This is a genomic window from Salegentibacter chungangensis (assembly GCF_042678405.1).
Taxonomy (GTDB): Bacteria; Bacteroidota; Bacteroidia; order Flavobacteriales; family Flavobacteriaceae; genus Salegentibacter_A; species Salegentibacter_A chungangensis.
This window is the reverse complement of sequence record NZ_JBHTLI010000001.1, coordinates 1,681,785-1,706,740: the sequence shown is the minus strand read 5'-3', so window position 1 is coordinate 1,706,740 and position 24,956 is coordinate 1,681,785. Positions and strand designations below refer to the sequence as shown.

Genomic DNA, 24,956 nt, shown 5'->3' with positions numbered 1-24,956 from the left:
AAAGCTTTTATTTAAAGTATTTTACCCAACATTTCCCTGATCTCATTTAACATCATCCCGGTTGCACCCCAAACAATATGCCCCTCCAGAAGAAATGCGGGAACTTCGATATTCTTGGCATAAGTGGTACTCAGCTTTTGCTGTACCAGGCTTTTCTGGTCCATAAACTGATCCAGGTCTACCTCAATGATCTTCTCCACTTCACTCTCCTGAGGCACCATTATAGGGGTATTTTCCAAAAGTCCCATATAAGGTTGCACCCAAAAATTGCTTGGCGGAATATATAACCTGGTGAGTTTTTTAATCACTTTTATTTCATTGCGAGGCACACCTATTTCCTCTTCGGTCTCTCTTAGAGCAGTATATTTCAGGTTCTTGTCGAAGTCTTCCACCCTGCCACCAGGAAATCCTATCTGGTTAGAATGGACCCCCTGATAGGATTTTCTGAGGATCAGGACCAAATTGGTCTTGAATTCCTTCCCGGGATAGAAAACCGCCATCACACCGGCCTTATTAGGCTTCTTGCTATCAATATCCATATCTTCCAGCTCTCTTATCCTTATCAAGGGCGCTAATTTTTGATGCGCCTGCTCGCCGGGTAGAGCCAGATTTTTTATATTTGGGATTCTATTTTTAAATTCTTGAAAATCCATGTTACGACAGCTATCTCCTGTTTTCTTACTACTACTTCTGGTATGTGCAAGTTGTGAAGATACGCAATCTTCTAAAAAAAATAATACACAAACAGTAACAGATACGACCAAAAGTGTAAAAAAAGAAAAATCTGAAGCCGAAGTAAAACCAAAAAAGACCGAGAAAAAGGAAAAAGAAAAAAGCGTGGATACTATTTTCCCCATTGCCCAGGAAGAACTAATCCCTTTTCTTAAAGCTTACGGCAGGAAAAACCCAGAGAATAAAGTCAGGATCAAGACCAGCTTCGGAAATATTGAGGTAGAGCTTTACAGGGACACCCCTCTTCACCGCGCCAATTTCATAATGCTGGTGAAGGAGAACTATTTCAATGATACCTATTTTCACAGGGTGGCACCGGGATTTGTTATCCAGGGAGGGAATTCAGACAATCAGTCTACGGCAAGCTCCAGGGGAGACATTGGATCATACCTTATCCCCAGTGAGTTTGATGCCGGGCACCGCCATACCTATGGTGCCTTTTCCGCAGCCAAATACAGTGAACAAAACGTTAGTAAGGCCTCCTCTCCTTTCGAGTTCTTTATTGTAATGGACAAAGGGGGCACTCCGCATCTTAACAACGATCATACGGTTTTTGGACGCGTGACCAGCGGAATGGAGGTAGCAGAAAAGATTTCTCAGGTAAAGACCGGTCAGTCTGAATGGCCTATCAACAATGTGCATATGGAAGTTGAAATCATAGACTAATTAACGCTGGGTGTAATAATTGTAATCGCTTATCACCTGCCTGAGAAAGTCTACCGGCCTTTCTTCAACATTCACTTCAAGTAATTCTGAAACCTTCTGTGAAAGGGAAATGATGACCTGATGATTTCCATTTCTCCTGGCCTGCTGAAAAAGGTTTTTGATATTCTGAACATCCTTATCCTTTAGCATCGTTACCTGCGGGTATTTTGGATCGTAATTTTCGGGAATATCAACATTAAGAGTATTCACAAGGCCTATACGGTGTTTTTCAGAGATCACCGTTGTTCCGGCGGCAATATCTCCCAACCGCTGCCCCTTGCCGTTAAGCAAAATGGTCACCACCGCAATTCCCCCACTGGAAAGACTAATATCTATAATCCTCAGCAACCATCGCACCAGGTAATTGGAAAAAGCAGGGCGCGAACCGTCCTTTTTCACAACCCTTATCTGCAGTGCCGCCTTTCCCGGGGTCTGACCGCTCCAGAAGCTTTCCCAAATAAGATAATATAAAAATGAAGGCAGTCCCAGAACCAGGTAATACACCCACATTCCTCCCCCATCGAGCCCCATTCCCCCCATAGTAAGGCCCGCAAGAACAAGGTAAAGGCCAATTATAAAACTATCTATGATAAAGGCCAGGATTCTGTCGCCCACACCCGCTACATTTTGACTAATACTTATATTTTGAGCGGTTTCTATTTGAAAATTATCCATTTAATATGTTTCTTTGAATCTCTAAGCCAGTAACTATGCGTGAGGCCGCTTTTGTTAAGCAAAATAAGGATAAATGGTTAAAATTTGAAAGCCTCCTTCAAAATAATAAAACCCTTGCTCCTAAGGACCTCTCTGCGCTTTATATTGAAGTTAGCGACCACTTAAGTTATGCCCGTACCTTCTACCCTGAAAGCAATACGGTAATCTACCTTAACGGTCTGGCTTCCCAGGCTCATCAAAAAATTTACAGGAACAAAAAGGAACCGGGCAACCGTTTTATCTCCTTTTACCTGAAGGAATTCCCTCTTTTATTCTATTCGTTCAGGAAGCAACTAATGCTTAGTTTTATTATTTTCAGCCTGTTCGTAGGGGTGGGCGTTTTTTCCGCAGCCACAGACGGGGCTTTTGTAAGGTCCATACTTGGTGACAGCTATGTGAATATGACCCTGGAAAATATAGCTAATAACGATCCTATGGCCGTCTACAAAGAAATGGCCTCCAGCGATATGTTCCTGGGCATCACGATAAACAATATAAGAGTTGGACTTTTTGCTTTCACCCTGGGAATCCTTGGCGGTATAGGCACCGCCTTTATCCTCATGCAAAATGCGGTAATGCTGGGTTCTTTTCAGTATTTTTTCTACGACAAAGGGGTGTTCTGGGAGTCAGTGAGGACCATCTGGATACACGGAACCATCGAGATCTCTGTGATTATCGTGGCCGGATGCGCGGGGCTTGTGCTTGGAAAAAGTATTTTATTTCCTCAAACCTATTCCCGTCTAAAGTCTTTTACTATGGGGGTTAAGAACGGATTGAAAATAGTGGTCAGCACCATCCCCTTTTTCATCATAGCCGGATTTCTGGAAGGCTTCGTGACCAGGCTAACCGAGATGCCCGTTTGGCTGTCGGTGCTTATTATCCTGTCGTCCCTTTGTTTGGTGCTTTATTATTATGTTATCTACCCTGCAATCTTACACAAATCTCATTTAAAATCTGCTAATGGCCCAGGAATTCATTCAGTTTAAACGTCAGCGCGAACTTGGCGAAATACTCAGCGCTACCTTTAAATTCTTAAGGGAGAACTATCGTATATTTTTCAAACTTCTGTTCAGGATCGCGGCGCCGGTATTCATACTGCTTTTCGCAGCCCTTACCTATTACAATTATTCCACCCAGGAAATGCCTCTTCAGAATACAATTTTCAACCAGAGGGGAGATTTCATCATATCTTTCGGTGTGCTTATCCTGGCTCTTTTGGTCTATTATGCAATGCTTCACGGCATTGTTTATAACCTAATTAAGTCTTACATAAAAAATAAAGGTCATATAGATGAAGTGGAAGTAGCGGCAGGGGCAAAAGCCGATTTCGGAAAACTGATAGGGTTTGGAGCAATTTCCTGGCTTATGATATTCGCCGGGACTATTCTCTTTGTGATCCCGGGAATTTATCTCAGCGTCCCCTTGAGTATCACCGCTGCTATTCTTGTTTTCAGGAACAAAGGCATTTCTGAAGGAATTAGTGAAAGCTTTAACCTGATAAAAGATAACTGGTGGATGAGTTTCATCACCATCCTCTGCATTTGGCTTATTGTTTACGTAATAAGTTTTGTCTTCCAGCTACCTTTTGTGATCTATATGATGGTAAAGGCATTTACTGTGGTACAACAGGGATCGGCGGCGTCTGGTGATTCTTTTGACTGGGTTTACCTGGCCCTGAGCATTCTTGGCTCCCTTGTTCAGTATATTTTGTACTCCATCATCCCGATATGCCTTGCTTTTCTTTATTTTCATCTGAATGAGAAAAAGAATTTTACGGGTACATATGAAACCATAGAGAATTTAGGGAAACACGACTAATGCGAATTATACTACTGATCATCTTCCTGATTTTACTTCCTGATTCGGCTGTAGCCGGCTCAGACCAGGACAGTATTTTGGCTTCCCGTGCCAGGTATGATACCATCAGTAAGCTCTCCCCTGTCTCCTTTGAAAAATCAAAATTTGAAGAATACAGGAAGTTAAAAGATTTTGAATATCTGAACGAGATCGAACAGGATTCCTCGTGGACCCGCTTCAAAAGGTGGTTCAACCAAAAAATGGAAGACTTCTTTCACTGGCTTTTTGGCGATTATGAAGCTAATGCGTTCCTGATGTTCATCTTTAGTATGCTTCCCTATATCTTCCTGGCAATTCTTCTGGGTTTTATAATCTGGCTGTTTATCAGGCTGAATCCGGGAAGAAGCTTTCTTGAAGAACCCGAAGCTTCTGAGGTTTATATGACTGAAGAAGAAGAGCTCATCCAGTCAAGGGATCTCCCGATGCTTATTCAGGATGCCATTGAAAAAGGTCAATACCGGCTGGCCGTTCGCTATTATTACCTGAAGGTGCTCCAGTCTCTGGACGAACAAAAACTGATTGAGTACCGATTCCAAAAGACCAATGCCGACTACACTTCAGAGATAGGCCAGGAAAATATAAAAGACCAGTTCAAACGGATCACCCGGATCTATGATTTTATCTGGTATGGCGATTTCACTCCCTCTGAAGAGGAGTTCAGAATGGCTGAAAAAGGTTTCAGTAAAATGAATACGCTAATAAACAGGCCGGTATTATGAAGAAGACCTACAAAATAATGTTCAGCGTCTTTCTGATCTTCACCCTGTTGCTCACCTACCTGGAAGCCACAGAACCTGAACCTGTGAACTGGGCCCCAAGCTATACCTCTACCGATAAAATCCCGCTTGGAGCCTATGTCTTTTTTGAAAGCTGGAATGAGACGGGAAGCACAAAGATCGAGCAGGTAAAGATCCCTCCTTACGAATTCCTTACCGGAGCGGAGGAGCCCGAGGGCACCTACTTTTTCCTGAATAACAGCCTGTCTTTCGATAAAGATGAATTCAAACGGCTGTTAAGCTGGATCGAAAAAGGAAATACCGCCTTTATCGCTGCCGACTACTTTGGAGGAAATCTTCTGGACAGCCTTAACATAGAGACTTCGAACTATCTGGATAAAGAGGATTTCAGCTCGCGGCCACAGCTTAATCTCGTGCATCCTGAGTTGAAGCGTGATTCTACCTATAACTTCAAGGAAGATATGCCGGCAAGGTATTTCAGCAACCTGGACAGCCTGGAATATGATCTCCTGGGAACCATAGATTTCAAAGATAATAAGGAAGAAAAGGTCAATTTTATTAGAACGAGATTTGGGAATGGCTATTTATATTTACACACTACCCCGCAGGCATTCAGCAATTATTTTCTGCTCCGGGATAATAACTGGGAGTATTCCCAGAAGGTTCTGGCTTATCTGGACAAAGACCGTAAGCTTTACTGGGACACCTACTACAAATCTGGAAAGACCTACTTCAGCTCCCCGCTTTATGTACTCCTTAACCACAGAGAACTGAAGTGGGCCTATTATATTTTTATCCTGGGCTCGGTATTGTTCATTCTTTTTGAAGGAAAACGAAAGCAACGGGCGATCCCTGTTATTGAACCCTTAAAGAACCAAACTTATGATTACACCGAAACTATTGCAGGCCTTTACCTAGAACAGGGTCGGTATAAAGAGCTCGCGGTAAAAAAAATTGACCTATTTTTAGACTATATCAGGACCAGGTACCGGGTACAAACAGGGGAATTCAAAGAAGAATTTTACCTGCAACTGGCCCAGGCCTCCGGCAACAGCCCGGAGCATACAAAAGAACTCTTTGAAAGAATTCTTAATTTTAAACAGGCAACCAGTATTAGCAGGGAAGAATTTCACGAGCTTTCCCGCGATTTGAACAAATACAAAAAAGCAAGTAATGGATAATCAGGAAGTAGAACCTAAAGAAGAACTTAATTTCAATAACCGGATTCCGCTGGAAGAACTAAGTAATGCGGTGAAGCAGTTAAAGGAACAACTGGCTAAGGTGATCGTTGGCCAGGATGAATTTGTAGAGCTGCTTATCGTCGGGTTGTTATCCAACGGCCACGTCCTTATTGAAGGTGTTCCGGGAATTGCGAAGACCCTTACGGCAAAATTATTTGCCAAAAGTCTGGAAACCAATTTTAGCCGTATCCAGTTCACTCCAGACCTTATGCCCAGCGATGTGCTTGGAACTTCGGTTTTGAATATGAAGAGTTCGGAATTCGAATTTAAGCCGGGTCCCGTGTTCTCCAATATTATCCTTATTGACGAAATAAATCGTTCTCCTGCAAAAACCCAGGCCGCTCTTTTTGAGGTAATGGAAGAAAGACAGGTGACCATAGATGGGAAGGTTCATAAAATGGAAGATCCGTTTATGGTGCTGGCCACTCAAAACCCTATAGAACAGGAAGGAACTTACGCTTTACCTGAGGCCCAGCTGGATCGTTTTCTTTTCAAGATCGAAGTCGACTACCCGAGTCTTGATGATGAAGTGAAGATCCTGCAAACTCATCATCAGCGTAAAGGTGCCCAACCCGATGCTAATATTGAAGCAGTGCTTTCTCCTAAAAATTTGGCCGAACTTAAAAAGCAGATCCACGAGATTATAGTAGAAGAAAAATTGCTGAATTACATCGCGCAGTTAGTGACCAAAACCAGGAACCATCCTCACCTTTACCTTGGAGCTTCCCCAAGAGCTTCCCTGGCGATAATGAATACGTCAAAAGCTTTTGCCGCAATTAACGGAAGGGATTTTGTGACCCCTGAAGATATCCAGAAGTCACTGTACCCGGTGCTGGTGCACCGTATAATCCTCTCCCCCGACAGGGAAATGGAAGGAATGACGGCACGCAATGTTATTGAAATGATCACGCAATCCATAGAAATCCCGAGATAAGAGTGTTTCAGTTTCTCAGATCACTTTACCTGCATCAAAGGCTTTTTACCGCTTTATTTGGTATCGCGGTAGTCTTCCTGTTTTCTTACTGGTTCAGTTTTCTGTATCCTTTTGCCTGGATCCTGTTGCTTTTATTAGGTCTTTTTCTGCTTGCAGATATCGTGAGTCTGTTCCGGAAAGATTTGATCCTCGCAGAGCGCATCCTGCCGGAAAAATTTTCCAATTCAGACCAAAACCCTGTCCAGGTTGAACTTCAGAATATTTCGGGACATAAACTGAAGCTGGAAGTCATAGACGAACTCCCCGTTCAGTTTCAGAAAAGGGATTTCCTAAAGCAGTTTGAAATTTCAGCCAATGCCTCCCATAGTTTTGAATATCTGGTATGTCCGGTAAGCCGCGGGGAATATATTTTCGGGAATTTAAATGTATTTTCTTCCACCCGAATAAGCCTGGCCAAACGAAGAGATACTTTTAACAGCGAACAGATGGTGAAGGTCTACCCTTCCTTTATTCAAATGAAGAAACTGGACTTTCTTGCCATAGATAAAAGGATCTCCCAACCCGGACTTAAGAAAATAAGGCGGATTGGGCATACAATGGAGTTTGAACAAATAAAGGAATATGTAATTGGGGATGACGTACGGACCATTAACTGGAAAGCTACCGCAAAACAGGCCAATTTAATGATGAACCAGTTTCAGGACGAAAGAGCCCAGCCCGTATATTCGGTGATCGATACCGGGCGCGTTATGAAAATGCCATTCAATGGCCTAAGCCTGCTTGATTATGCCATTAACAGCTCCCTTGCCTTTACCAATGTGGCCCTAAAGAAAAAAGATAAGGCCGGGCTTATTAACTTTTCAAATAAGATCGGAACCTTCGTAAAGGCTAGCTCCAAATTCAGTCAGCTCAACAGGATCCTGGAAGGGCTTTATAATACTGACACCCGTTACCAGGACTCTGACTTCAGCCTTTTATATGCAAGCCTGAAAAAGCAACTTAACCAAAGAAGCCTTCTGCTATTATATACCAATTTCGAGCATATTTCGGCATTAAAAAGGCAACTTCCCTACCTCAAGGCCTTGGCTAAAAAGCATGTACTGGTAGTCATCTTTTTCGAAAATACCGAATTGGAAAAGCTTATTAAAGCAAACCCTGAAAGCATAACCGAAAGTGCACACCAAACCATAGCCGAGCAGTTTGCCCAGGATAAGGAGTTAATGGCCAAAGAACTACAAAGGCACGGGATCCAAAGCTTGCTCACCCCTCCTGAAGACCTGAGCATTAATACCATCAATAAATACCTTGAGATCAAGGCCAGGGGCATTCTCTGAAAACGGGAGGCGGCCGGTACCCTCCGAACAAGCCTATGCCCTGTAGCCTCAAACTGGGATACCTGAAAGTCGATCTTGAAGAAGGAAACAAAAAGATCGGGATTTGCTTCTAATACCTGTCCAGTTACAAATAGATAAAACAAAAAAAATCTTAAGCTATAATAGAAAAAACCAATACATTTGTAGCTACAGAATCACACACTTATGACGATTACCCAACTGCACTATGTATTGGCGGTAGCCGAACATAAAAACTTCACAAAGGCTGCCCAAAAAGTATTTGTTACCCAGCCTACGCTGAGTATGCAAATCCAGAAACTGGAAGAGGAACTGGACGTACAGATCTTTGATAGAAGCAAGAAACCCATTCAGCTTACCGAAACAGGTCAGAAGATTGTTCAGCAGGCAAGGAATATTGTAAATGAAAGTGACAGGATCCAGGATATTGTAGACCAGCAAAAAGGTTTTGTAGGAGGTATTTTCAGGCTGGGAGTTATCCCAACCGTGATGCCCACCCTGCTGCCGATGTTTATAAGCAACTTTATCAAAAAATACCCTAAGGTAAAGCTGAAAATAGAAGAACTCCATACCGAAGCGATCATTGAGAAGTTAAAAGAAGGACATCTTGATGCCGCCATAGCCGCTACTCCTTTAGAACTTGAAGGGATCAAAGAAAACGTACTCTACTATGAACCTTTTGTAGGTTACATCCCTTCCAACCACCGCCTGCATAAACAGGACAAAATAGAAGTAAATGACCTCGATATTGACGATATCTTGTTACTGGAAGACGGGCATTGCTTTAAGGACGGAATAATTAACCTTTGCAAGGCTTCCAGGGATTATGATGATGACCATTTTCAGCTGGAAAGCGGAAGTTTTGAGACCCTCATAAAACTGTCGAATGAAGGATTGGGAATGACCCTCCTGCCTTACCTGCATACGCTCGACCTGAAGGAAGAGGAAAAAAAGAACCTGAAAATGTTCAAAGACCCTGTGCCGGCACGGGAAGTAAGCCTTATCTATAACCGAAGTGAACTTAAGATGCAGATCATTGAGGCCCTTAGAAGCACCATTGCAGGTGTCGTGAAAGGAGCCATCACCTTCCAGAACGTAAAGATCATCAGCCCTCTTAACAAAAACAAGAAAGAATTACAGCATTAGTGATTTCCTCCTAAAAATAAAAGAGCGGCCTTTTCAGACCGCTTTCTATTTAAGAATTTAAGTAAATTAAACATTGATTGAGTTCCGGATTTTGCTTCGTTAGCGCAATGATCCAAATCCTTAATTCCTCCACTTCGTGAGGCAGTAATCGTTGAATCGCTTTTTTGACTTCCTTGCAGAACAAAGCAGCATCAAAACTGACCTTATCCAGTACAGTTTTGGTGTATTCAAACATCGCTCTCGCCATAATTTGATACTGGTTTAGTTAATTGTTAGGTTAATTGTAAACGTAGAATTGTTCTATAAGCAGTGAAATTTTGACCTACTAAATATAGTAAAAAATATCCAATTGAAAGACTCAAATTTCATAAAACCGGTGTTTAAAAACGGTTATCCCCGCTTACAATATCTCCTAATCCCCCCAGAATACTGCCTTCTCCTTTATCTTTACCGCCTCCCCTGGGTGCCGCCTGCCATACCCTGCTTGCAAGCCTGCTGAAAGGCAATGACTGGACATAGACCACTCCGGGCCCTGTTAAGGTGGCAAAGAACAATCCCTCCCCACCAAAAAGGGTGTTTTTTATACCACCCACGAATTCTATATCATAATCTATATCCTTGGTAAAACCAATAATGCAGCCGGTGTCAACTTTTAGTTTTTCTCCCGGGGCCAGTTCCTTGCGCGCCATAGTGCCGCCTGCGTGAACAAAGGCCATCCCGTCTCCTTCCACCTTTTGCATAATAAAACCTTCCCCGCCAAAGAACCCGCGGCCAAGTTTACGGCTGAATTCAATGCCGATGGAAACTCCTTTTGCAGCACACAAAAAGGCATCTTTCTGGCAGATGAACTTACCATCAAACCTGGTAAGATCTATAGGGATGATCTTTCCCGGATATGGCGAAGCAAAGCTGATCTTTTTCTTTCCGGACTGGTCATTAGAGAAAATGGTCATAAACAGGCTCTCTCCCGTTAGCAATCTTTTTCCGGCTCCAAGAACTTTCCCGAGGAAACCTTCATTCTGTTTTGAACCGTCCCCGAAAATGGTATCCATCGTAATGCCATTATCCATCATCATAAAATTCCCTGCTTCAGCGATCACGGCTTCCTGTGGGTCCAGCTCCAGCTCTACGAACTGCATCTCTTCCCCGAAGATCTGATAATCTATTTCGTGTGCATTCATAATTTAAGTATGTAATTACAAGTATTAAGCTTCAAGTCTGGCTGAAAGCAATAGAGCACCTAAAGCTTAAAGCCTGCCTATTTTCTTTTTGTCTTCGCCTTTATGGTCCATTCAAATTCAAAGGTAGAGACCTCTTCCCCGGTCTCATTAAGACCGGTGGATTTCATCCAGAAGGTCTGCCCTTCTCCGGTCTCGAGGGTCTTTTCTATTGCCTCAGCTATCTTATGCCCATCATAACAATAGAATTTAATTTTTCCCGTGGCCTTCTTGGTAAAGGCTGCCTTATTTTGAGCAACAAGCATAGAGATCTTTTCTTCGCTCTGTTGGATTCGGGACATTACCAATGCGCCGGTACTAAGTTCAGCCGCCATAGCCTGCACGGCAAAATATAAGGAATTGAAAGGGTTCTGGTTAATCCACTTATGTTTTACACTGGTCACACAGGTAGCCTCATCTATCTTTTTTACCCTGACCCCACATAACCAGGCACTGGGTAATTTCATCATTAAAAAGGCATTAAGTTTTCGCGGGTTAAGCTCCATAGTATCTAAGTTTCTCCTTAAAAGTATTCATTTTTAATAAAACAGAACGGAATTATTTTTCATAATAAAATGTTAAATTTTAGTACTATGTTTTGCAAAATACCTGCTTTTGTATATATATTTGTATAAGAAAATAATAGGTAATGAACTCAGACACTTTACATCAGGATAAAACCATAGCTACTTTAATACACTTATCGGTGTTCACAAAGTACTTTATACCCTTCGGGAATTTCATCATTCCGATGGTATTATGGTTAACAAGAAAGGAGAAGGATTTTGTAGATCAGCACGGAAGAAATGCCATCAACTTCCAGATAAGCCTGTTCCTTTATATTATTCTTCTGGTATGTTTGGGAATTGCAGGGATCATTTTCCTTGGAGCCAAACTAAGCCTGGAGCGTCCTTTTATAATTTCGGAAGAACAGGTTCACCTTGAGAATTTTTCGCAGGCTATGCCTTTTTTAATACTGGTAAGCACTTTCGGGGTTCTCATTCTCGGGCTTTTCATCCTGGAAGTATATGCGGTAATAAGTGCAAGCCTAAAAGCAAGCGAAGGTAAATTATATAAATACCCATTAACCATCAATTTCATCAGTCCGGCAGCGACCGGAAATCATCAATCAAATCATCAATCAGAAAATGAACAGTTTAACAACACACAAAACCAAACGCTATGAAGATTGAAAACACCAAAGCACAGATGCGTAAGGGTGTCCTGGAATACTGCATACTATCGGTCTTAAAAGACGAAGATGCGTATGTAGCGGAGATTCTGGACACGCTAAAAGATGCCAAGTTACTGGTGGTTGAGGGTACCATCTATCCTCTGCTCACCCGGCTTAAGAACGCCGGTCTCCTATCCTATCGTTGGGAAGAGTCCAGTAGTGGCCCGCCAAGGAAATACTACGGACTTACCGAAACCGGAAAGTTATTTCTAAAAGAACTTACCAGTACCTGGGAGGAACTGCAAACCGCTGTAACCATTGTAACCACTCAAAAAAAGAAAAATCATGAATAAGACAGTTAATATAAACCTTGCCGGTATTTTCTTTCATATCGATGAAGATGCATATGCCAAACTGCAACATTATCTGGATACCATTAAACGCGCGTTCACCGATTCTCAGGGACGTGATGAGATCATCTCAGATATTGAAGCCCGTATTGCTGAATTATTCAGTGAAAAGATCAAGGATACCCGTCAGGTTATAAGCATTAAAGAAGTAGAAGAAGTCATCGCCATAATGGGGCAACCCGAAGATTATATGGTAGATGAAGAGATCTTTGAAGACGAACCGGTGCATACCAAGAGCACTTCTAAAACCACAGGAAAACAACTATTCAGAGATACTGAAAACGCTTATGTAGGCGGGGTATCCTCAGGATTAGGTCACTACTTAGGGATCGAAGCCATTTGGGTACGCATCTTATGGATACTGTTAACCATTGGGTCCAGTGGAGCCTTTGTTCTCATCTATCTTGCGCTTTGGATCTTTGTACCCGAAGCTAAAACCACCGCCGATAAACTTGCGATGCGGGGGGAGGAAGTGACCATAAGCAATATCGAAAAAAAGATCCGTGAGGGTTTCGATAATGTAACAGGAAAGATGAAAGATGTAGATTATGAGAAGTATGGCAACCAGGCCAGGAAAGGTGCCGGCTCGGCAGCTACCGCTCTGGGAGACATCATCAGGTTCATAATCAATGTCTTTGTGAAATTCGTGGGAGTACTTTTGCTGCTGGTGGCAGGATCTACTTTAATAGGATTATTCATCGGCCTGTTCTCAATGGGAACCTTCGGAATAATTGAAGCTCCCTGGAGCGATTATATTGAAATGGCCAATAGCGGTGCTCCGCTGTGGGTGATCTCTATCCTGGCATTCTTTGCCGTTGGAATTCCGTTCTTCTTCCTCTTCATCTTAGGACTGAAGATCCTGGTTAGAAAACTGAAGTCTATAGGAACCACAGCGAAAATGGTATTGCTTGGAGTATGGTTGCTTTCGGTAATCGGTTTAAGTATCATTGGGATCCAGCAGGCCACCAACAGGGCATTTGACGGCGAAGCGGTGATCACAGAGAGCCTGCCGGTAAGCCCCCAGGACACACTCTACCTGGAAATGCGTAATAACCCGCTATATTCCAGCAGCGTTTACCATACCAACGATTTCAAGATCAAATATGATGAAAATGACAATAAGGTCCTTTACGGAAACGATATTGACCTGATCGTGAAGTCTACTAAAGATTCTGTGGCAAAGATCGTGGTCTCAAAAACGGCCGAAGGAAAGGATTATAAAGAAGCGCGGGAAAGAGCCGAGAATATCAATTTCGGGATGGCAATGGAAGGGAACAGATTATTCCTGGACGGGTATTATACCTCTCCTGCCTCATTTAAATACAGAGATCAGGAAGTGGAAGTCACCCTCTATTTACCGGAGGGATCCACGCTGTTTACCGACAGGAATACCTCCAGCTTTCACAGGTATTTGGGATACCACGGAAATATCTTTAGAGACGGCCAGGAAGAAAAGTTCCTGAAGATCATAGAAGACGGCACCTCCTGCCCCGATTGTCCTGTAGAGGAAGATGAGGACGAATGGGAAACTGAAGAAGAATTCAACGCCAGATTTGAATCTGACGGGGAAGAGTACAACATCAGGATAAACGAAGAAGGAGTGAAGGTAAATAACAAGGATGTAAAAGTTATAAAATTTGACAGGAACGGAGTGGAGATAAGCGATGAGTTATGAATACTTTAATCAACCTGATACTAGGATTACTGATGTCGGCTATGGCAGACCATCCGGCAGAAGTAAAAAGTGAAACTCCCCCCGAAACGAACAAGACTTCGGTAGAGGTTCAAAAAGAACCCGCTGAAAAGACAGACACCTATGAGTGCTAACCAACCAAACAGCACAAGCCTCCTTCGGGAGGCTTTTTTATATCTTTGCTTCAATAAACCTCTGATTATGAAAAAAATCCTGCTGTTCTTATTCATCTGTATGGCCTCCTTAAACCTTCGTGGCCAGGAAAAAATAAAAGGCAACCGAAATGTGACTTCTGAAAAGATCAATCTCGAGCATTTCTCCTCTATTAGAGTAGATGGCGACTTTGAGGTGGTGATCTCCAGGGATGGAAGATCAAGGCTGGAAGTAATAGCCGATGACAACCTGCATAAGTACATTGAAAAAGAGGTAGTTGATGAAACCCTGCATATTGGCACAAGCCGGGAAATCAGGAAAAGCAAGGCCCTCAGGCTTTTTATAAGCTATGAAGACCGTCTTGAAAAGATACTGGTCTCTGGCGGGACCAAACTTGAATCTTCTGAAGATCTGGCACTGGAGGATTTCAGGCTGGAGACCAAAGGCGATTCCAGGGTCTATCTTACCCTTAAGGCCAACAGCTTTACTCTGATAAACGGAGATAAGGCAAAAGCAGAACTGAACATTACCGCCGGTGAAGTTTATTTTCAGCTGAACCAGTCCAGCGATGTGGAGGCATTGGTAAAAGCACCTGAATTCAAGACCGACATTTATGAAAAAGCTTCCGCAAAGATCGAAGGCGATATTGAAGAATTTGAATTAAGAGCCGATCATTCCACTAAGTTTGACGGGGAAAACCTTATTTGCAAAAATATCAAACTCTTGGCCGAAGGCCGTTCAGATATCAAAATAAATGCAATTGAGACCCTTGAAATTACGGCCAAAGGCAGGAGCAAGACGGCCATTTATAACACTCCGGAAATCGACCTGAAGGAGTTTACAGATGAGGCTACCTTGGAAAAGAAAGAGCCGGACTCCGGCCTGTTCTAAAACAAAAAAGTCCCGGTTTCCGGGACTTTTTCAATTTATGTTTTAAGCTTTTAAGCCGTGATCTCTTCCTCTTTACTCTCCACACTTGCGAGGTAACGCTCGGCGTCAAGAGCGGCCATACAACCGGTACCTGCAGCGGTAACCGCCTGGCGATATTCTTTATCCTGTACATCTCCAGAAGCGAAAACTCCGGGGATGTTCGTCTTCGTAGATTTTCCCTTAGTGATCAGGTAACCGGTATCATCCATCTCCAGCTGATCCTTGAAGATATCGGTATTTGGTTTGTGTCCGATAGCGATGAATAATCCCGTAATTTTAATTTCTTCTTTCTCTCCTGTCTGGTTATTCACCATTCTTAGGCCTTCCACCACCTGGTCTCCAATAACCTCATCTACTTCTGTATTGTATCTTAGGTCAATGTTTTTAGTGTTATCTACCCGGTGCTGCATCGCTTTAGAGGCACGCATTTCGTCACGCCTTACCAGCATAGTCACCTTATTACAGATATTGGCAAGATAAGTAGCTTCTTCGGCAGCGGTGTCTCCACCCCCAACTATAGCTACGTCCTGGCCTTTATAGAAAAATCCGTCACAAACGGCACAGGCAGAAACTCCACCTCCTCTCAGGCGCTGCTCACTAGGCAGTCCTAAATACTTTGCCGTAGCCCCTGTAGAGATAATCACCGATTCCGCTTCTACCCAGGTAGAATTATCGACACAAGCTTTATGGATACCCCCGGGTTCTTTGGAGAATTCCACTTCGGTCACCATTCCCATCCTTACTTCGGTCCCAAAACGCTCGGCCTGTTTCTGCAGGTCCATCATCATCTTTGGCCCGTCTACTCCGTCAGGATAACCGGGAAAGTTATCTACCTCGGTAGTGGTGGTCAACTGACCTCCTGGTTCCATCCCCGTATACATTACAGGTTTTAAATCGGCGCGGGAAGCGTAGATCGCTGCAGTATATCCTGCAGGCCCCGAACCTATGATAAGACATTTAATTCTTTCTGTTTTATCGCTCATATCGGTAATTTAATTTTCTATGTAAAAGTAGGAACTTTCACTAAAAACTTACAGGTTTTGTTATTAAGATTTGTTATTTGTTAATAACCGACAGGTATAGCTTTTCCCCCGAAACCGAAGAAAATTCAGCCCGAATAAAAAAACTTCGGCTAATAAATATACCTTTGTTTTTAATGGAGCTAAGTTTATTCAACATTCTTGATGTCCTGGGAACCATTGCCTTTGCCATTTCTGGAGCACTGGCAGCAATGGAAAGAAGGCTGGATATCTTCGGGGTTTTTATCATTGCCTTTGTTACAGCCATTGGAGGAGGAACGCTAAGGGACACCCTTATTGGATATACTCCGGTCACCTGGATGGAAAACACGATCTATGTATACCTGATAGGATTTGTGACCATACTGGCCATCATCTTCAGAGACAAGATCAACTACCTTAAGAAATCCCTTTTCCTTTTCGATACCATCGGGCTCGGGATCTTTACCATAACCGGGGTGGAAATAGGAATTCAAAACAACCTTGCACCCATCATCACTATTGCTCTCGGGGCAATGACGGCAACCTTTGGCGGGGTGATCAGGGATATTTTATGTAATGAGATCCCGGTGATCTTCCGAAAGGAGATCTATGCCACAGCCTGTCTTCTGGGCGCCCTGGCATTTGTGGTTTTACACGATCTTGGAGTGGAACGGGACATAATCTACCTGGTTACCTCGATTATCGTGATCGGTATCAGGCTGGTGGTGGTAAAGTATCATCTTGTACTCCCGTATTTTTATATCCCTTCTGAAAATGAAGAAAAAGCCGATTAATGCGGCAATTTCTTCCGAAGCAATCCGTAAAGAAAAGTGCCCAGCATCGCACCAACAAATACTACAAGAATCGGCAAATAACCAGCTCCGGCCAGGGTATAAATTGGCCCCGGACAGGCACCTGCAAGGGCCCAGCCTAACCCGAAGATTATTCCGCCATATATATACCGGCTAACCCCTTTCTCTTTATCTGCAATATAAATGGGATCTCCCGAAAATGTCTTCAGCTTCTTTCTTTTTATGATCTGAATCCCTATCACACCAAGCACCAAAGCTGAACCTATGATCCCGTACATATGGAAAGCTTCGAAACGAAACATCTCATAGATCCTGAACCAGGAAGCCGCTTCCGACTTAATCATTACTATTCCGAAAAATATACCTATAAATAAATATGCTAATACTCTCATTATGATAACTCTTTAAAAGATAAATGGAAATAAGATGTGGACCATAAACAATCCTCCTATAAAGAAACCTATCACCGCGATAAGCGATGGCATTTGGAGGTTACTTAATCCCGAAATAGCGTGCCCTGAAGTACAACCTCCGGCATACCTGGCTCCAAAACCTATCAACAATCCGCCGGAAAGCAGGATGATAAGGGATTTTATATCGGTAAGCGCTTCAGTTGCGAAAAGTTTTTCAGGCATATACTCCTGGCCTGCGCTTGCAAAGCCAAGCTCCTTAAGTTTAGCAACGGTGTCAGGATTTATGTCAGCTATCATTTCACCTCCCAGCAAATTCGCGCCTATAAAACCTCCAATCACGGCACCAATTACAACCACAAGGTTCCAGCCATAATCTCTCCATTTTATATCGAAGAAATCAGACTTTTTATCCGCTCCGCAAAGCGTACACATAGTTCTTAGATTAGAAGACATCCCGAATTTCTTCCCGATAAATATCAGTAAGAACATTATTAATGCTATAAGCGGCCCGGAGACATACCAGGGCCAGGGTTCAAAAATCCATTCCATAAACAATTAGTTTTTTAAAGGCCCAAAACTATAAAATATGATGGGCCTTGTAAGCAATTTTGTCGTAATAAAGTCAAAAAATAACATTTAGCTCTCGGCTGAAAGATATGCTTTAAGGTTCCTAACCACTTTTTCAGAAAGCCGTTGATGGGTCTCGGCAGACCAGCCCGCACTTTTAGGATTTGCTATTAGCCTTGAGGAATTTTTTGTTTCTTCAGTGAGGGATGCTCCCCCATCTCCATCAAAAATGGCATAATTCCCATCTTTTTCTAACCATTTTTTAAAAGCGTCCTCCCGGAATGGCAGTCCTAAAGAAGTATTCACAAGGATCTTTCCCTCTCCAAATTGAGCAAATTCCGGCGACTTCAGAATTTCAGTATTCTTGGGAAGGTGTAGTGAAATAATCTCAGATTCCTGTAAAAGCTCGTCTAATCCCAGGTATTTCAGGCCTTTTTCTTCCCATTCCGGCTTCCGGCTGCGGCTGAAGTAATGCAGGTCAGCACCAAAAGGAAGAAGACATTCTGCAAGCATCTGCCCGGTGGTCCCAAGCCCAATGATCCCGATCTTTCTCCCGGTAAGTTCCACAGGCATCTCTTTCCACTGCTGTTCCCCGAACCCGTGAAGCAGTCTCACCAGTTCCGAAATTATGAACTCGATCACTCCGGGATCCCCGTAATCCCGGATTCCGGTAACCGCTATCCCCTGCTCCCTTGCAAAATTCACCGCCACATTCGCCGACTCGTCATCGTAAAGGCTGCAAGCCATCCCTATATACTTCAAATTCGGGCATTGCCTGATGATCTCTTCTCCCAGCTCTGTCCTCCAGGAAACCAATACCGCTTCGGCATCTCCTATCCTGTTGAGGACCTCTTCCTCAGATCCCGGGTAATCTTTATGGTTGTCAACCCCTTGCTCGCTGTATTGCTGCAGTTCCTCAACAGCCCAATCCTTAAGTTTGGTATTATCAACACAAACGATCTTGTTAATTTTCATAAGTTTAATTTACAGAAAAACCGGCCTAAACCGGTTTTTCAATTTTATAATGAGTTCAGAATTCGTCGATTTTCACCAGGAATTCTCAACAGATTTTAATTTCCCTAAAGCGGAATATTCCCGTGTTTTCTCTCAGGTCTTAACACTTTCTTGTTCTCCAGCATACTGAAGCCTTTCAGCAGTTTTCTCCTGGTATCCCGGGGCATAATCACCTCATCGATGAATCCGCGCTGGGCAGCCTCGAAAGGAGTCGCAAACTTTTCAGCATATTCAGCTTCCTTTTCGGCCAGTTTCTTTTCAGAATCTTTGGCTTCACTGATCTCTTTTCTGAATATGATCTCACTGGCACCCTTAGCTCCCATCACCGCAATTTCAGCCGAAGGCCAGGCATAGTTAAGATCTGCGCCAATATGCTTGGAGTTCATCACATCGTAAGCTCCCCCGTAAGCTTTCCTTGTGATCACCGTAACTTTTGGGACTGTCGCCTCACTAAGCGCGTACAGCAGTTTGGCACCGTGAAGAATAATCCCGTTCCACTCCTGGTCGGTTCCCGGAAGGAATCCCGGCACATCTACCAGTACCAGCAACGGAATATTAAAGCAATCACAGAACCTGGTGAATCTCGCGGCCTTTTTAGAGGAGTCCACATCAAGAACTCCTGCAAGGCTCATTGGCTGGTTAGCAACGACCCCAACGCTCCTTCCGCCAAGTCGTGCAAAACCAACAATAATATTGTCGGCATAATCCTTATGTACCTCAAAGAAGGAATCTTCGTCTATAATGCCTTTTATTACCTCGTGCATATCATAAGGCTTATGGGAACTGTCAGGCACAATAGAGTCAAGGCTTTCACGAACCTCGTCTCCCATCTCGTAAGGAAGCTTTTCAGGAGCTTTCTTATTGTTCTGAGGCATATAACTGATGAGCTTCTTCACATCCTCAAGGCAGGCAATATCATTATAGGAAGTTACGTGAGTAACCCCCGATTTTGTGGCGTGGGTACTGGCTCCTCCCAGCTCTTCAGAAGTCACCTCCTCGTTGGTAACGGTTTTTACCACATTGGGGCCGGTAACGAACATATAACTGGTATCCTGTACCATTAGCGTAAAATCGGTCATTGCAGGTGAGTAAACGGCACCCCCGGCACAAGGGCCCATAATAGCTGAAATTTGGGGGATCACCCCGGAAGCCTTTACGTTCCTGTGAAAGATATCGGCGTAACCGCCAAGAGACTTCACACCTTCCTGGATCCTGGCTCCCCCAGAATCATTCAACCCGATCATTGGTGCGCCGGTCTTGACCGCAAGGTCCATCACCTTACATATCTTCTCGGCATGGGTTTCGGAAAGCGAACCTCCAAAAACCGTAAAATCCTGGGCGAACACATATACCACACGGCCGTTGATGGTCCCGTAACCGGTAACCACCCCGTCTCCATAATATTTCTGCTTTTCCATCCCGAAATCTGTGGTACGGTGGGTAACAAGAATGCCTATCTCTTCGAAGGATCCTTCATCCATCAAATAATCTATACGCTCACGGGCGGTAAGCTTTTTCTTTTCGTGTTGCTTGGCAATACGTTTTTCACCACCCCCAAGATGGGCCTGCTTTATTCTTTCGTTTAACTGATCTATATTTTTCTGGCTCATTTTTCTTCTGAATTCTGAGTATGTATTAGTTTTATTCCAAGTCCGCTCTTATTTTCCGTTGGGCAGCCTTAACAGTTTTTGGTCCTTCAGGTATTGCTTCAGCGCGATCACTGCTGCCAGTTCCCGTTCTTCCTGAATGTCTTCCTCCAGCTTTTCAGCCGAGTAATATTTCTTAACGAAATGCGTATCGAAATTCCCGCTTCTGAAGGCCTCATGTTCAAAAACGAATTTTCCGAACGGAAGCGTGGTCATCACGCCCTCGACCTCATAATCGTTGATAGCCTTGATCATCATTGATATGGCCTCTTCCCGGCTCTTCCCGTAAGTGATAAGTTTGGCCAGCATCGGGTCGTAATAGATAGGTACATCCATCCCCTGTTCAAAGCCATTATCGAGACGAATCCCCTCCCCGGAAGGGGTTGCATAACGCACCAGGTTCCCGGTGCTCGGCATAAAGTCTTCCATAGGGTCTTCGGCATACACCCTGAGTTCTACCGCGTGACCATTAATCTTAAGGTCATCCTGCCCGAATTCCAGTTCTTCTCCCCTGGCAACTTTTATCTGCTGCTCCACAAGATCTATCCCGGTAATATATTCGGTTACCGGATGCTCTACCTGCAACCGGGTATTCATCTCCAGAAAATAGAATTTGCGGTTTTCATCAAAAAGGAACTCCACGGTCCCGGCACCTACATAATCACAGGCTTTGGCCACCTTGATCGCGGCTTCTCCCATTTCCTTTCTCAGTTTATCATCGAGCACCACAGATGGAGCTTCTTCCACCACCTTCTGGTGACGCCTCTGGATGCTGCATTCTCTTTCAAAAAGATGAAGCACATTCCCGTGTGTATCGGCAAGCACCTGGATCTCAATATGCCTTGGAGAGGCCACATATTTCTCAATAAATACCGAACCGTCGCCAAAAGCAGACTCGGCCTCGCTAATGGCGCGCTTCATCTGGTCTTCCAGGTCCTTTTCCTTTTCAACGATCCTCATTCCCTTTCCGCCGCCGCCGGCAGAAGCTTTTATAAGAATTGGGAATCCTATATCTCTTGCTATTTTTTTCGCCTTTTCGGTATCGGTGATGGCCTCATCGATCCCGGGAACCATCGGGATATCATATTTCTTGACCGCATCCTTGGCGGCAAGTTTACTTCCCATAATTTCGATAGCCTTGGAGCCCGGACCTATCCAGGTAATGCCGTTCTTTTCAACAGCCTCGGCAAATTGGGCATTCTCACTTAAAAATCCGTAGCCGGGATGTATCCCGTCCACGCCGAGTTCTTTAGCTTTTTCAATGATGCGGTCTCCCACCAGGTAAGATTGATTGGAAGGTGCTTCCCCAATGCAAACGGCCTCATCGGCAAATTTTACGTGAGGGGCATTCCTGTCGGCCGTAGAGAAAACCGCTACGGTCTTAATTCCCATCTTTCTTGCGGTCTTCATTACCCTTAAGGCGATCTCTCCGCGATTGGCAACTAATATTTTCTTCATTTATGCCATTTTTATTGTTTCCCCTGCTGGTTTCAAAGCTGAATTCTTTTCCGTCTGAAATTGCAGGGACAGGTTTTCAGATTATTTTTATTCCATTTCTATCAGCAACTGGCTCTTCTCTACCGTCTGTCCTTTTTTCACTTCCACCAGTTTCACCTTCCCATCGTGAGGAGCGGTAAGGGTGTTTTCCATCTTCATCGCTTCCAGCACGAGCAGGTAGTCTCCTTCTTTCACCTCATCGCCTTCTTTCACGTTCACATCCAGTATGAGCCCCGGCATTGGCGCCTTAATCTCATTAACCAGTTGTGAAGATCCCAGAGACAGTCCCATCTCTTCGATTAAAAGGTCGAGCTCGTTAGAAATATCAACCTCATAATTGTTAGAATTGATCTTTACCGTGTATTTGCGTTTCAGGAAATCTGATTTTAGGATCTCAGCTTTAAAGGATCTGTTGTCCTTTAAAACGTGATAATTTGAAGAGGAGGTCTCCAGTGCATCCAGAGCCTCTATTTGTTCACGGGAGAACTGGAAGTCCTTAGAACCGTTCACCTGAACCTTGTACTTATTTTCCATATTTAGTGGTTTGAGAAAGTAATTTTCAACTTGCCTTGTAAATATAGAAAAATAATAAAGCTTCTTTTGAAGATTCCGCAAAGGAATTAGGTATTTTAACTGCTCCTTAAGAATTTTTCAACGGCAATAAAAAACCCCGAAAGCCTGAACTTTCGGGGTCTTTATACAGTTTATTTTACTGCTGTTATTTGAAGTCTTTTATAGCTTCACTAAGGTCATACACCTTGGCATCCTTAAATTTATTCTCCAGGATACTGCTTCCCGCTGAAGAACGGTAACCTCCGGCACAATGCACCACAATAGGTTTGTCTGATGGCACCTCTCCGGCCTTATCTCTTAATTCATCAAGGGGAATGGTAATAGCGCTGTCAAAGATCTTTCCTTCTTCCACCTCACTATCATTTCTGATATCCACAATAGTGTATTTATCCTTATTGCTCTTGAAATCTTCAAGATCCAGATCGTCTGAAGTTCCTGAAACCTTATCAGATAAAGTGATCACGGCTTTGATCTGTTTTTCGTAACCTATCTTGGCACTACGCTCAAGGATCTCATCGATATCCTCCACGCTGTTCACCACAAGGTAGAACGGCTCTTTTGGCTCGATAATAGCCCCCAGCCAGGTCTCATACTTATCTTTTTCAGATCTCGCCATAATATTGATACTGTTGGCAAGATGACCTTTTTTGTATGCATCCCCGTCACGAACATCTACTACGGTGGTTCCTGCTTCCACTTCTTCAACAAGAAGTTTTACCGGGGTGTTATATTTCGATTTCTGGGCATTATCGGCTCCGTCTTTATTGATATCTACATTGAACCCGAAATAAGAAGGAATAAATGGCTGCCCCTGCAGGATCTCTTCCACAAACTCCTCTTCGGTCTGTTCTTTAAAAGCCCAGTTTCCCTGTCTCTCATTACCAAGCGTGCTTGAGGAAGCATCGCTCATACCTTTTCCGCAAAGCGAACCTGCACCGTGCGCAGGATATACAAGCGCATTATCCGGAAGATCATTGTACTTGGTCTGCATCGTCTTGTACATATCTTTTGCAAGTTCCAGTCTCTTCGCTTTCATATTCCCTGCCTTCTCTCTCAGGTCAGGACGTCCAACATTCCCGATAAATAAGGTATCTCCGGTAAAGAGTGCTGTCTCGTCTCCGTCTTCAGCCACAACAGTAATACTGTCCGGGGAGTGACCCGGCGTATTCAGGGCTTTAAAAGTGACATATCCCATTTTCAGGGAATCTCCTTCGTCAAAAGACTGATGCGGATACTCAGCTCCAACAAGTTTACTTACATAAATAGTGGCTCCCGTCTCCTCGTGAATCTGCATATGGCTACTCACAAAATCGGCGTGCGGGTGAGTTTCAAAAACCGCTACTATTTTCGCATTTTGTTCTTCTGCATATTTGTAATACTGCATCGGGTTACGGCTTGGGTCAACCAGTGCCATCTCCCCTTTACTTACAATCGCATAAGAATAATGTGCTAAAGGATCGTCTTTAAATTGCTTTATAGTCATTGATATCTTTTTTTATAAATAAAATTCTACTTCTGTTCTCTATTTTTCTTTACTTCTGAAGGGAAACAGGACCTGATTCCCAAAGTCTTCAGGAAAATTCTCATCTCCTTCAAAACCAAGTTCAATATTCTTTCCACTCTTGGGCACATAAGCCGTCCCGAACAGGTAATCCCAAAGGCTCAGGCTAAGGCCGAAATTCATTCCGTAGCGATGAGCTTCCGGAAGTTCCTTTGAATGATGCCAGATATGCATTCTGGGGTTGTTAAAAACATAACCCAAAACCCCGTAGCTCCAGCCTACATTGGCGTGGTTTAGATGTCCAACCAGAACGCTGAACATGTGAACCACAAAGAATTCCTGAATCCCAAAACCTATCATCGCCAACGGAATATATTGCACGCTCTTATAAATAATAGTTTCCATAAAATGGAACCTGAACTGAGCGGCAAACCCCATCTCCTTTACACTGTGATGAATTTTATGAAATTCCCACAACCAGGGACGCCTGTGCAGCTGCCGGTGAACGTTCCACTGAATAAAATCGGCGATCACGAACATGATGAGCAACTGGGTCCAGGCCGGCAAATCCTGTATCTTAAAGGCTACGATATTCTCTATTCCAAAGAGCCCTAAAAAGTCATTGAACAATTCTACCCCTAAATTCGACAAGGCGTTATAGCCTATAAGCGAAAAGAGGAAGAAGTTAAAAAATATATAGAAAGTATCCAGCCAAAAACCCTTTCTGAATATCTTCTGGTCTTTTCTCCAGGGCGCAAGGATCTCCAGGAACCAGACCATAAAAGACAACCCGAGCAACCAGTAAAAATAATTGGTCCAGGAAGGGTTGGCGATCTCCTGCAGCAGGTAATTAAAATAACCCGTGAAGGATTCCTGAATTATCTTTAAATACTTCTCCAATACATTTTTAACTTATCGAGCACAAAAATAGGTATTT

Annotated in this window: 28 protein-coding genes; 14 read left to right on the top strand and 14 right to left on the bottom strand. The window is 43.5% G+C overall.

Translation table 11 applies throughout. The features are described 5' to 3' along the window. Positions 1-11 precede the first annotated feature (11 nt). Complete coding sequence (locus ACFQ3Q_RS07815) at positions 12-653, bottom strand: NUDIX hydrolase (RefSeq protein WP_380744568.1); 642 nt, start codon at positions 651-653, stop codon at positions 12-14. Between ACFQ3Q_RS07815 and ACFQ3Q_RS07810 the strand changes: the two genes are divergently transcribed. Beyond that, entirely contained in the window at positions 652-1,398 is a 747-nt protein-coding gene (locus tag ACFQ3Q_RS07810) for a peptidylprolyl isomerase (RefSeq protein ID WP_380744566.1), read from the top strand. The genes ACFQ3Q_RS07815 and ACFQ3Q_RS07810 overlap by 2 nt on opposite strands. Here ACFQ3Q_RS07810 and ACFQ3Q_RS07805 read toward each other — a convergent pair whose 3' ends face one another. Further along, on the bottom strand, positions 1,399-2,112 hold the full coding sequence (locus tag ACFQ3Q_RS07805) for an RDD family protein (protein ID WP_380744564.1): 714 nt from the start codon (positions 2,110-2,112) through the stop codon (positions 1,399-1,401). A gap of 35 nt (positions 2,113-2,147) precedes the next feature. Between ACFQ3Q_RS07805 and ACFQ3Q_RS07800 the strand changes: the two genes are divergently transcribed. The 7 genes from ACFQ3Q_RS07800 to ACFQ3Q_RS07770 all read left to right on the top strand — a co-directional run bounded on the left by ACFQ3Q_RS07800 (position 2,148) and on the right by ACFQ3Q_RS07770 (position 9,418). Beyond that, positions 2,148-3,137: a stage II sporulation protein M gene (locus ACFQ3Q_RS07800; RefSeq protein ID WP_380744561.1), complete on the top strand. Its 990-nt coding sequence runs from the start codon at positions 2,148-2,150 to the stop codon at positions 3,135-3,137. Beyond that, positions 3,112-3,969, top strand: a complete 858-nt coding sequence (locus tag ACFQ3Q_RS07795) for a hypothetical protein (protein WP_380744559.1) — start codon at positions 3,112-3,114, stop codon at positions 3,967-3,969. The genes ACFQ3Q_RS07800 and ACFQ3Q_RS07795 overlap by 26 nt, the downstream gene beginning before the upstream one ends. Continuing rightward, positions 3,969-4,727, top strand: a complete 759-nt coding sequence (locus ACFQ3Q_RS07790; protein ID WP_380744556.1) for a DUF4129 domain-containing protein — start codon at positions 3,969-3,971, stop codon at positions 4,725-4,727. The genes ACFQ3Q_RS07795 and ACFQ3Q_RS07790 overlap by 1 nt, the downstream gene beginning before the upstream one ends. Next, complete coding sequence (locus ACFQ3Q_RS07785) at positions 4,724-5,926, top strand: DUF4350 domain-containing protein (protein ID WP_380744554.1); 1,203 nt, start codon at positions 4,724-4,726, stop codon at positions 5,924-5,926. Before ACFQ3Q_RS07790 ends, ACFQ3Q_RS07785 begins: the two co-directional genes overlap by 4 nt. Next, positions 5,919-6,920, top strand: a complete 1,002-nt coding sequence (locus tag ACFQ3Q_RS07780) for an AAA family ATPase (protein ID WP_380744552.1) — start codon at positions 5,919-5,921, stop codon at positions 6,918-6,920. The genes ACFQ3Q_RS07785 and ACFQ3Q_RS07780 overlap by 8 nt, the downstream gene beginning before the upstream one ends. 2 nt (positions 6,921-6,922) lie before the next feature. Beyond that, entirely contained in the window at positions 6,923-8,254 is a 1,332-nt protein-coding gene (locus tag ACFQ3Q_RS07775) for a DUF58 domain-containing protein (protein WP_380744549.1), read from the top strand. A 204-nt stretch (positions 8,255-8,458) separates the two neighbouring features. Next, positions 8,459-9,418, top strand: coding sequence for a LysR substrate-binding domain-containing protein (locus ACFQ3Q_RS07770; protein ID WP_380744546.1), 960 nt, complete (start codon positions 8,459-8,461; stop codon positions 9,416-9,418). Between the two features lie 49 nt (positions 9,419-9,467). Here ACFQ3Q_RS07770 and ACFQ3Q_RS07765 read toward each other — a convergent pair whose 3' ends face one another. The 3 genes from ACFQ3Q_RS07765 to ACFQ3Q_RS07755 form a co-directional block, all read right to left on the bottom strand. Then, positions 9,468-9,665 carry a hypothetical protein gene (locus ACFQ3Q_RS07765; protein WP_380744544.1) on the bottom strand — a complete coding sequence of 66 codons (198 nt, stop codon included), beginning with the start codon at positions 9,663-9,665 and terminating at the stop codon, positions 9,468-9,470. Positions 9,666-9,798: 133 nt separating this feature from the next. After that, the gene (locus ACFQ3Q_RS07760; protein WP_380744543.1) at positions 9,799-10,599 is read right to left on the bottom strand and encodes a TIGR00266 family protein; all 801 of its coding nucleotides are present in this window, start codon (positions 10,597-10,599) and stop codon (positions 9,799-9,801) included. Positions 10,600-10,676: 77 nt separating this feature from the next. Next, positions 10,677-11,141, bottom strand: a complete 465-nt coding sequence (locus ACFQ3Q_RS07755; protein ID WP_380744541.1) for a DUF4442 domain-containing protein — start codon at positions 11,139-11,141, stop codon at positions 10,677-10,679. A gap of 143 nt (positions 11,142-11,284) precedes the next feature. Here ACFQ3Q_RS07755 and ACFQ3Q_RS07750 point away from each other — a divergent pair, with 143 nt between their 5' ends. The 5 genes from ACFQ3Q_RS07750 to ACFQ3Q_RS07730 all read left to right on the top strand — a co-directional run bounded on the left by ACFQ3Q_RS07750 (position 11,285) and on the right by ACFQ3Q_RS07730 (position 14,956). Continuing rightward, complete coding sequence (locus ACFQ3Q_RS07750) at positions 11,285-11,821, top strand: DUF4870 domain-containing protein (RefSeq protein WP_380744539.1); 537 nt, start codon at positions 11,285-11,287, stop codon at positions 11,819-11,821. After that, positions 11,818-12,162 carry a PadR family transcriptional regulator gene (locus ACFQ3Q_RS07745; RefSeq protein WP_380744537.1) on the top strand — a complete coding sequence of 115 codons (345 nt, stop codon included), beginning with the start codon at positions 11,818-11,820 and terminating at the stop codon, positions 12,160-12,162. Before ACFQ3Q_RS07750 ends, ACFQ3Q_RS07745 begins: the two co-directional genes overlap by 4 nt. Further along, positions 12,155-13,894, top strand: a complete 1,740-nt coding sequence (locus ACFQ3Q_RS07740; RefSeq protein WP_380744536.1) for a PspC domain-containing protein — start codon at positions 12,155-12,157, stop codon at positions 13,892-13,894. The genes ACFQ3Q_RS07745 and ACFQ3Q_RS07740 overlap by 8 nt, the downstream gene beginning before the upstream one ends. Then, positions 13,891-14,046 carry a hypothetical protein gene (locus tag ACFQ3Q_RS07735; RefSeq protein WP_380744534.1) on the top strand — a complete coding sequence of 52 codons (156 nt, stop codon included), beginning with the start codon at positions 13,891-13,893 and terminating at the stop codon, positions 14,044-14,046. Before ACFQ3Q_RS07740 ends, ACFQ3Q_RS07735 begins: the two co-directional genes overlap by 4 nt. A 67-nt stretch (positions 14,047-14,113) precedes the next feature. After that, positions 14,114-14,956 (top strand): GIN domain-containing protein, encoded by an 843-nt coding sequence (locus tag ACFQ3Q_RS07730; RefSeq protein WP_380744532.1) that lies wholly within the window; start codon positions 14,114-14,116, stop codon positions 14,954-14,956. A gap of 50 nt (positions 14,957-15,006) precedes the next feature. Here the strand turns inward: ACFQ3Q_RS07730 and trxB are convergent, their stop codons facing one another. Beyond that, entirely contained in the window at positions 15,007-15,978 is a 972-nt protein-coding gene (gene trxB / locus ACFQ3Q_RS07725; RefSeq protein WP_380744531.1) for a thioredoxin-disulfide reductase, read from the bottom strand. A 173-nt stretch (positions 15,979-16,151) separates the two neighbouring features. On the opposite strand from trxB, the gene ACFQ3Q_RS07720 reads away from it, so the two are divergent. Beyond that, entirely contained in the window at positions 16,152-16,790 is a 639-nt protein-coding gene (locus tag ACFQ3Q_RS07720) for a trimeric intracellular cation channel family protein (protein WP_380744529.1), read from the top strand. Here the strand turns inward: ACFQ3Q_RS07720 and ACFQ3Q_RS07715 are convergent. The 8 genes from ACFQ3Q_RS07715 to ACFQ3Q_RS07680 all read right to left on the bottom strand — a co-directional run bounded on the left by ACFQ3Q_RS07715 (position 16,787) and on the right by ACFQ3Q_RS07680 (position 24,919). Next, a complete protein-coding gene (locus ACFQ3Q_RS07715; protein WP_380744528.1) occupies positions 16,787-17,200 on the bottom strand; it encodes a DUF6691 family protein in 414 nt (137 codons plus the stop codon). The genes ACFQ3Q_RS07720 and ACFQ3Q_RS07715 overlap by 4 nt on opposite strands. A 12-nt stretch (positions 17,201-17,212) precedes the next feature. Further along, positions 17,213-17,770 carry a YeeE/YedE family protein gene (locus ACFQ3Q_RS07710; protein ID WP_380744526.1) on the bottom strand — a complete coding sequence of 186 codons (558 nt, stop codon included), beginning with the start codon at positions 17,768-17,770 and terminating at the stop codon, positions 17,213-17,215. Positions 17,771-17,857: 87 nt separating this feature from the next. After that, complete coding sequence (locus tag ACFQ3Q_RS07705) at positions 17,858-18,763, bottom strand: NAD(P)-dependent oxidoreductase (RefSeq protein ID WP_380744523.1); 906 nt, start codon at positions 18,761-18,763, stop codon at positions 17,858-17,860. 104 nt (positions 18,764-18,867) lie between these two features. Continuing rightward, complete coding sequence (locus ACFQ3Q_RS07700) at positions 18,868-20,412, bottom strand: acyl-CoA carboxylase subunit beta (protein ID WP_380744521.1); 1,545 nt, start codon at positions 20,410-20,412, stop codon at positions 18,868-18,870. Between the two features lie 48 nt (positions 20,413-20,460). Further along, positions 20,461-21,906, bottom strand: coding sequence for an acetyl-CoA carboxylase biotin carboxylase subunit (gene accC / locus ACFQ3Q_RS07695; protein WP_380744519.1), 1,446 nt, complete (start codon positions 21,904-21,906; stop codon positions 20,461-20,463). 87 nt (positions 21,907-21,993) lie between these two features. After that, positions 21,994-22,479 carry an acetyl-CoA carboxylase biotin carboxyl carrier protein subunit gene (locus ACFQ3Q_RS07690; protein ID WP_380744517.1) on the bottom strand — a complete coding sequence of 162 codons (486 nt, stop codon included), beginning with the start codon at positions 22,477-22,479 and terminating at the stop codon, positions 21,994-21,996. Between the two features lie 184 nt (positions 22,480-22,663). After that, on the bottom strand, positions 22,664-24,001 hold the full coding sequence (locus ACFQ3Q_RS07685) for an MBL fold metallo-hydrolase (protein WP_380744515.1): 1,338 nt from the start codon (positions 23,999-24,001) through the stop codon (positions 22,664-22,666). Between the two features lie 39 nt (positions 24,002-24,040). After that, on the bottom strand, positions 24,041-24,919 hold the full coding sequence (locus ACFQ3Q_RS07680) for a sterol desaturase family protein (RefSeq protein WP_380744513.1): 879 nt from the start codon (positions 24,917-24,919) through the stop codon (positions 24,041-24,043). Positions 24,920-24,956: the final 37 nt, after the last annotated feature.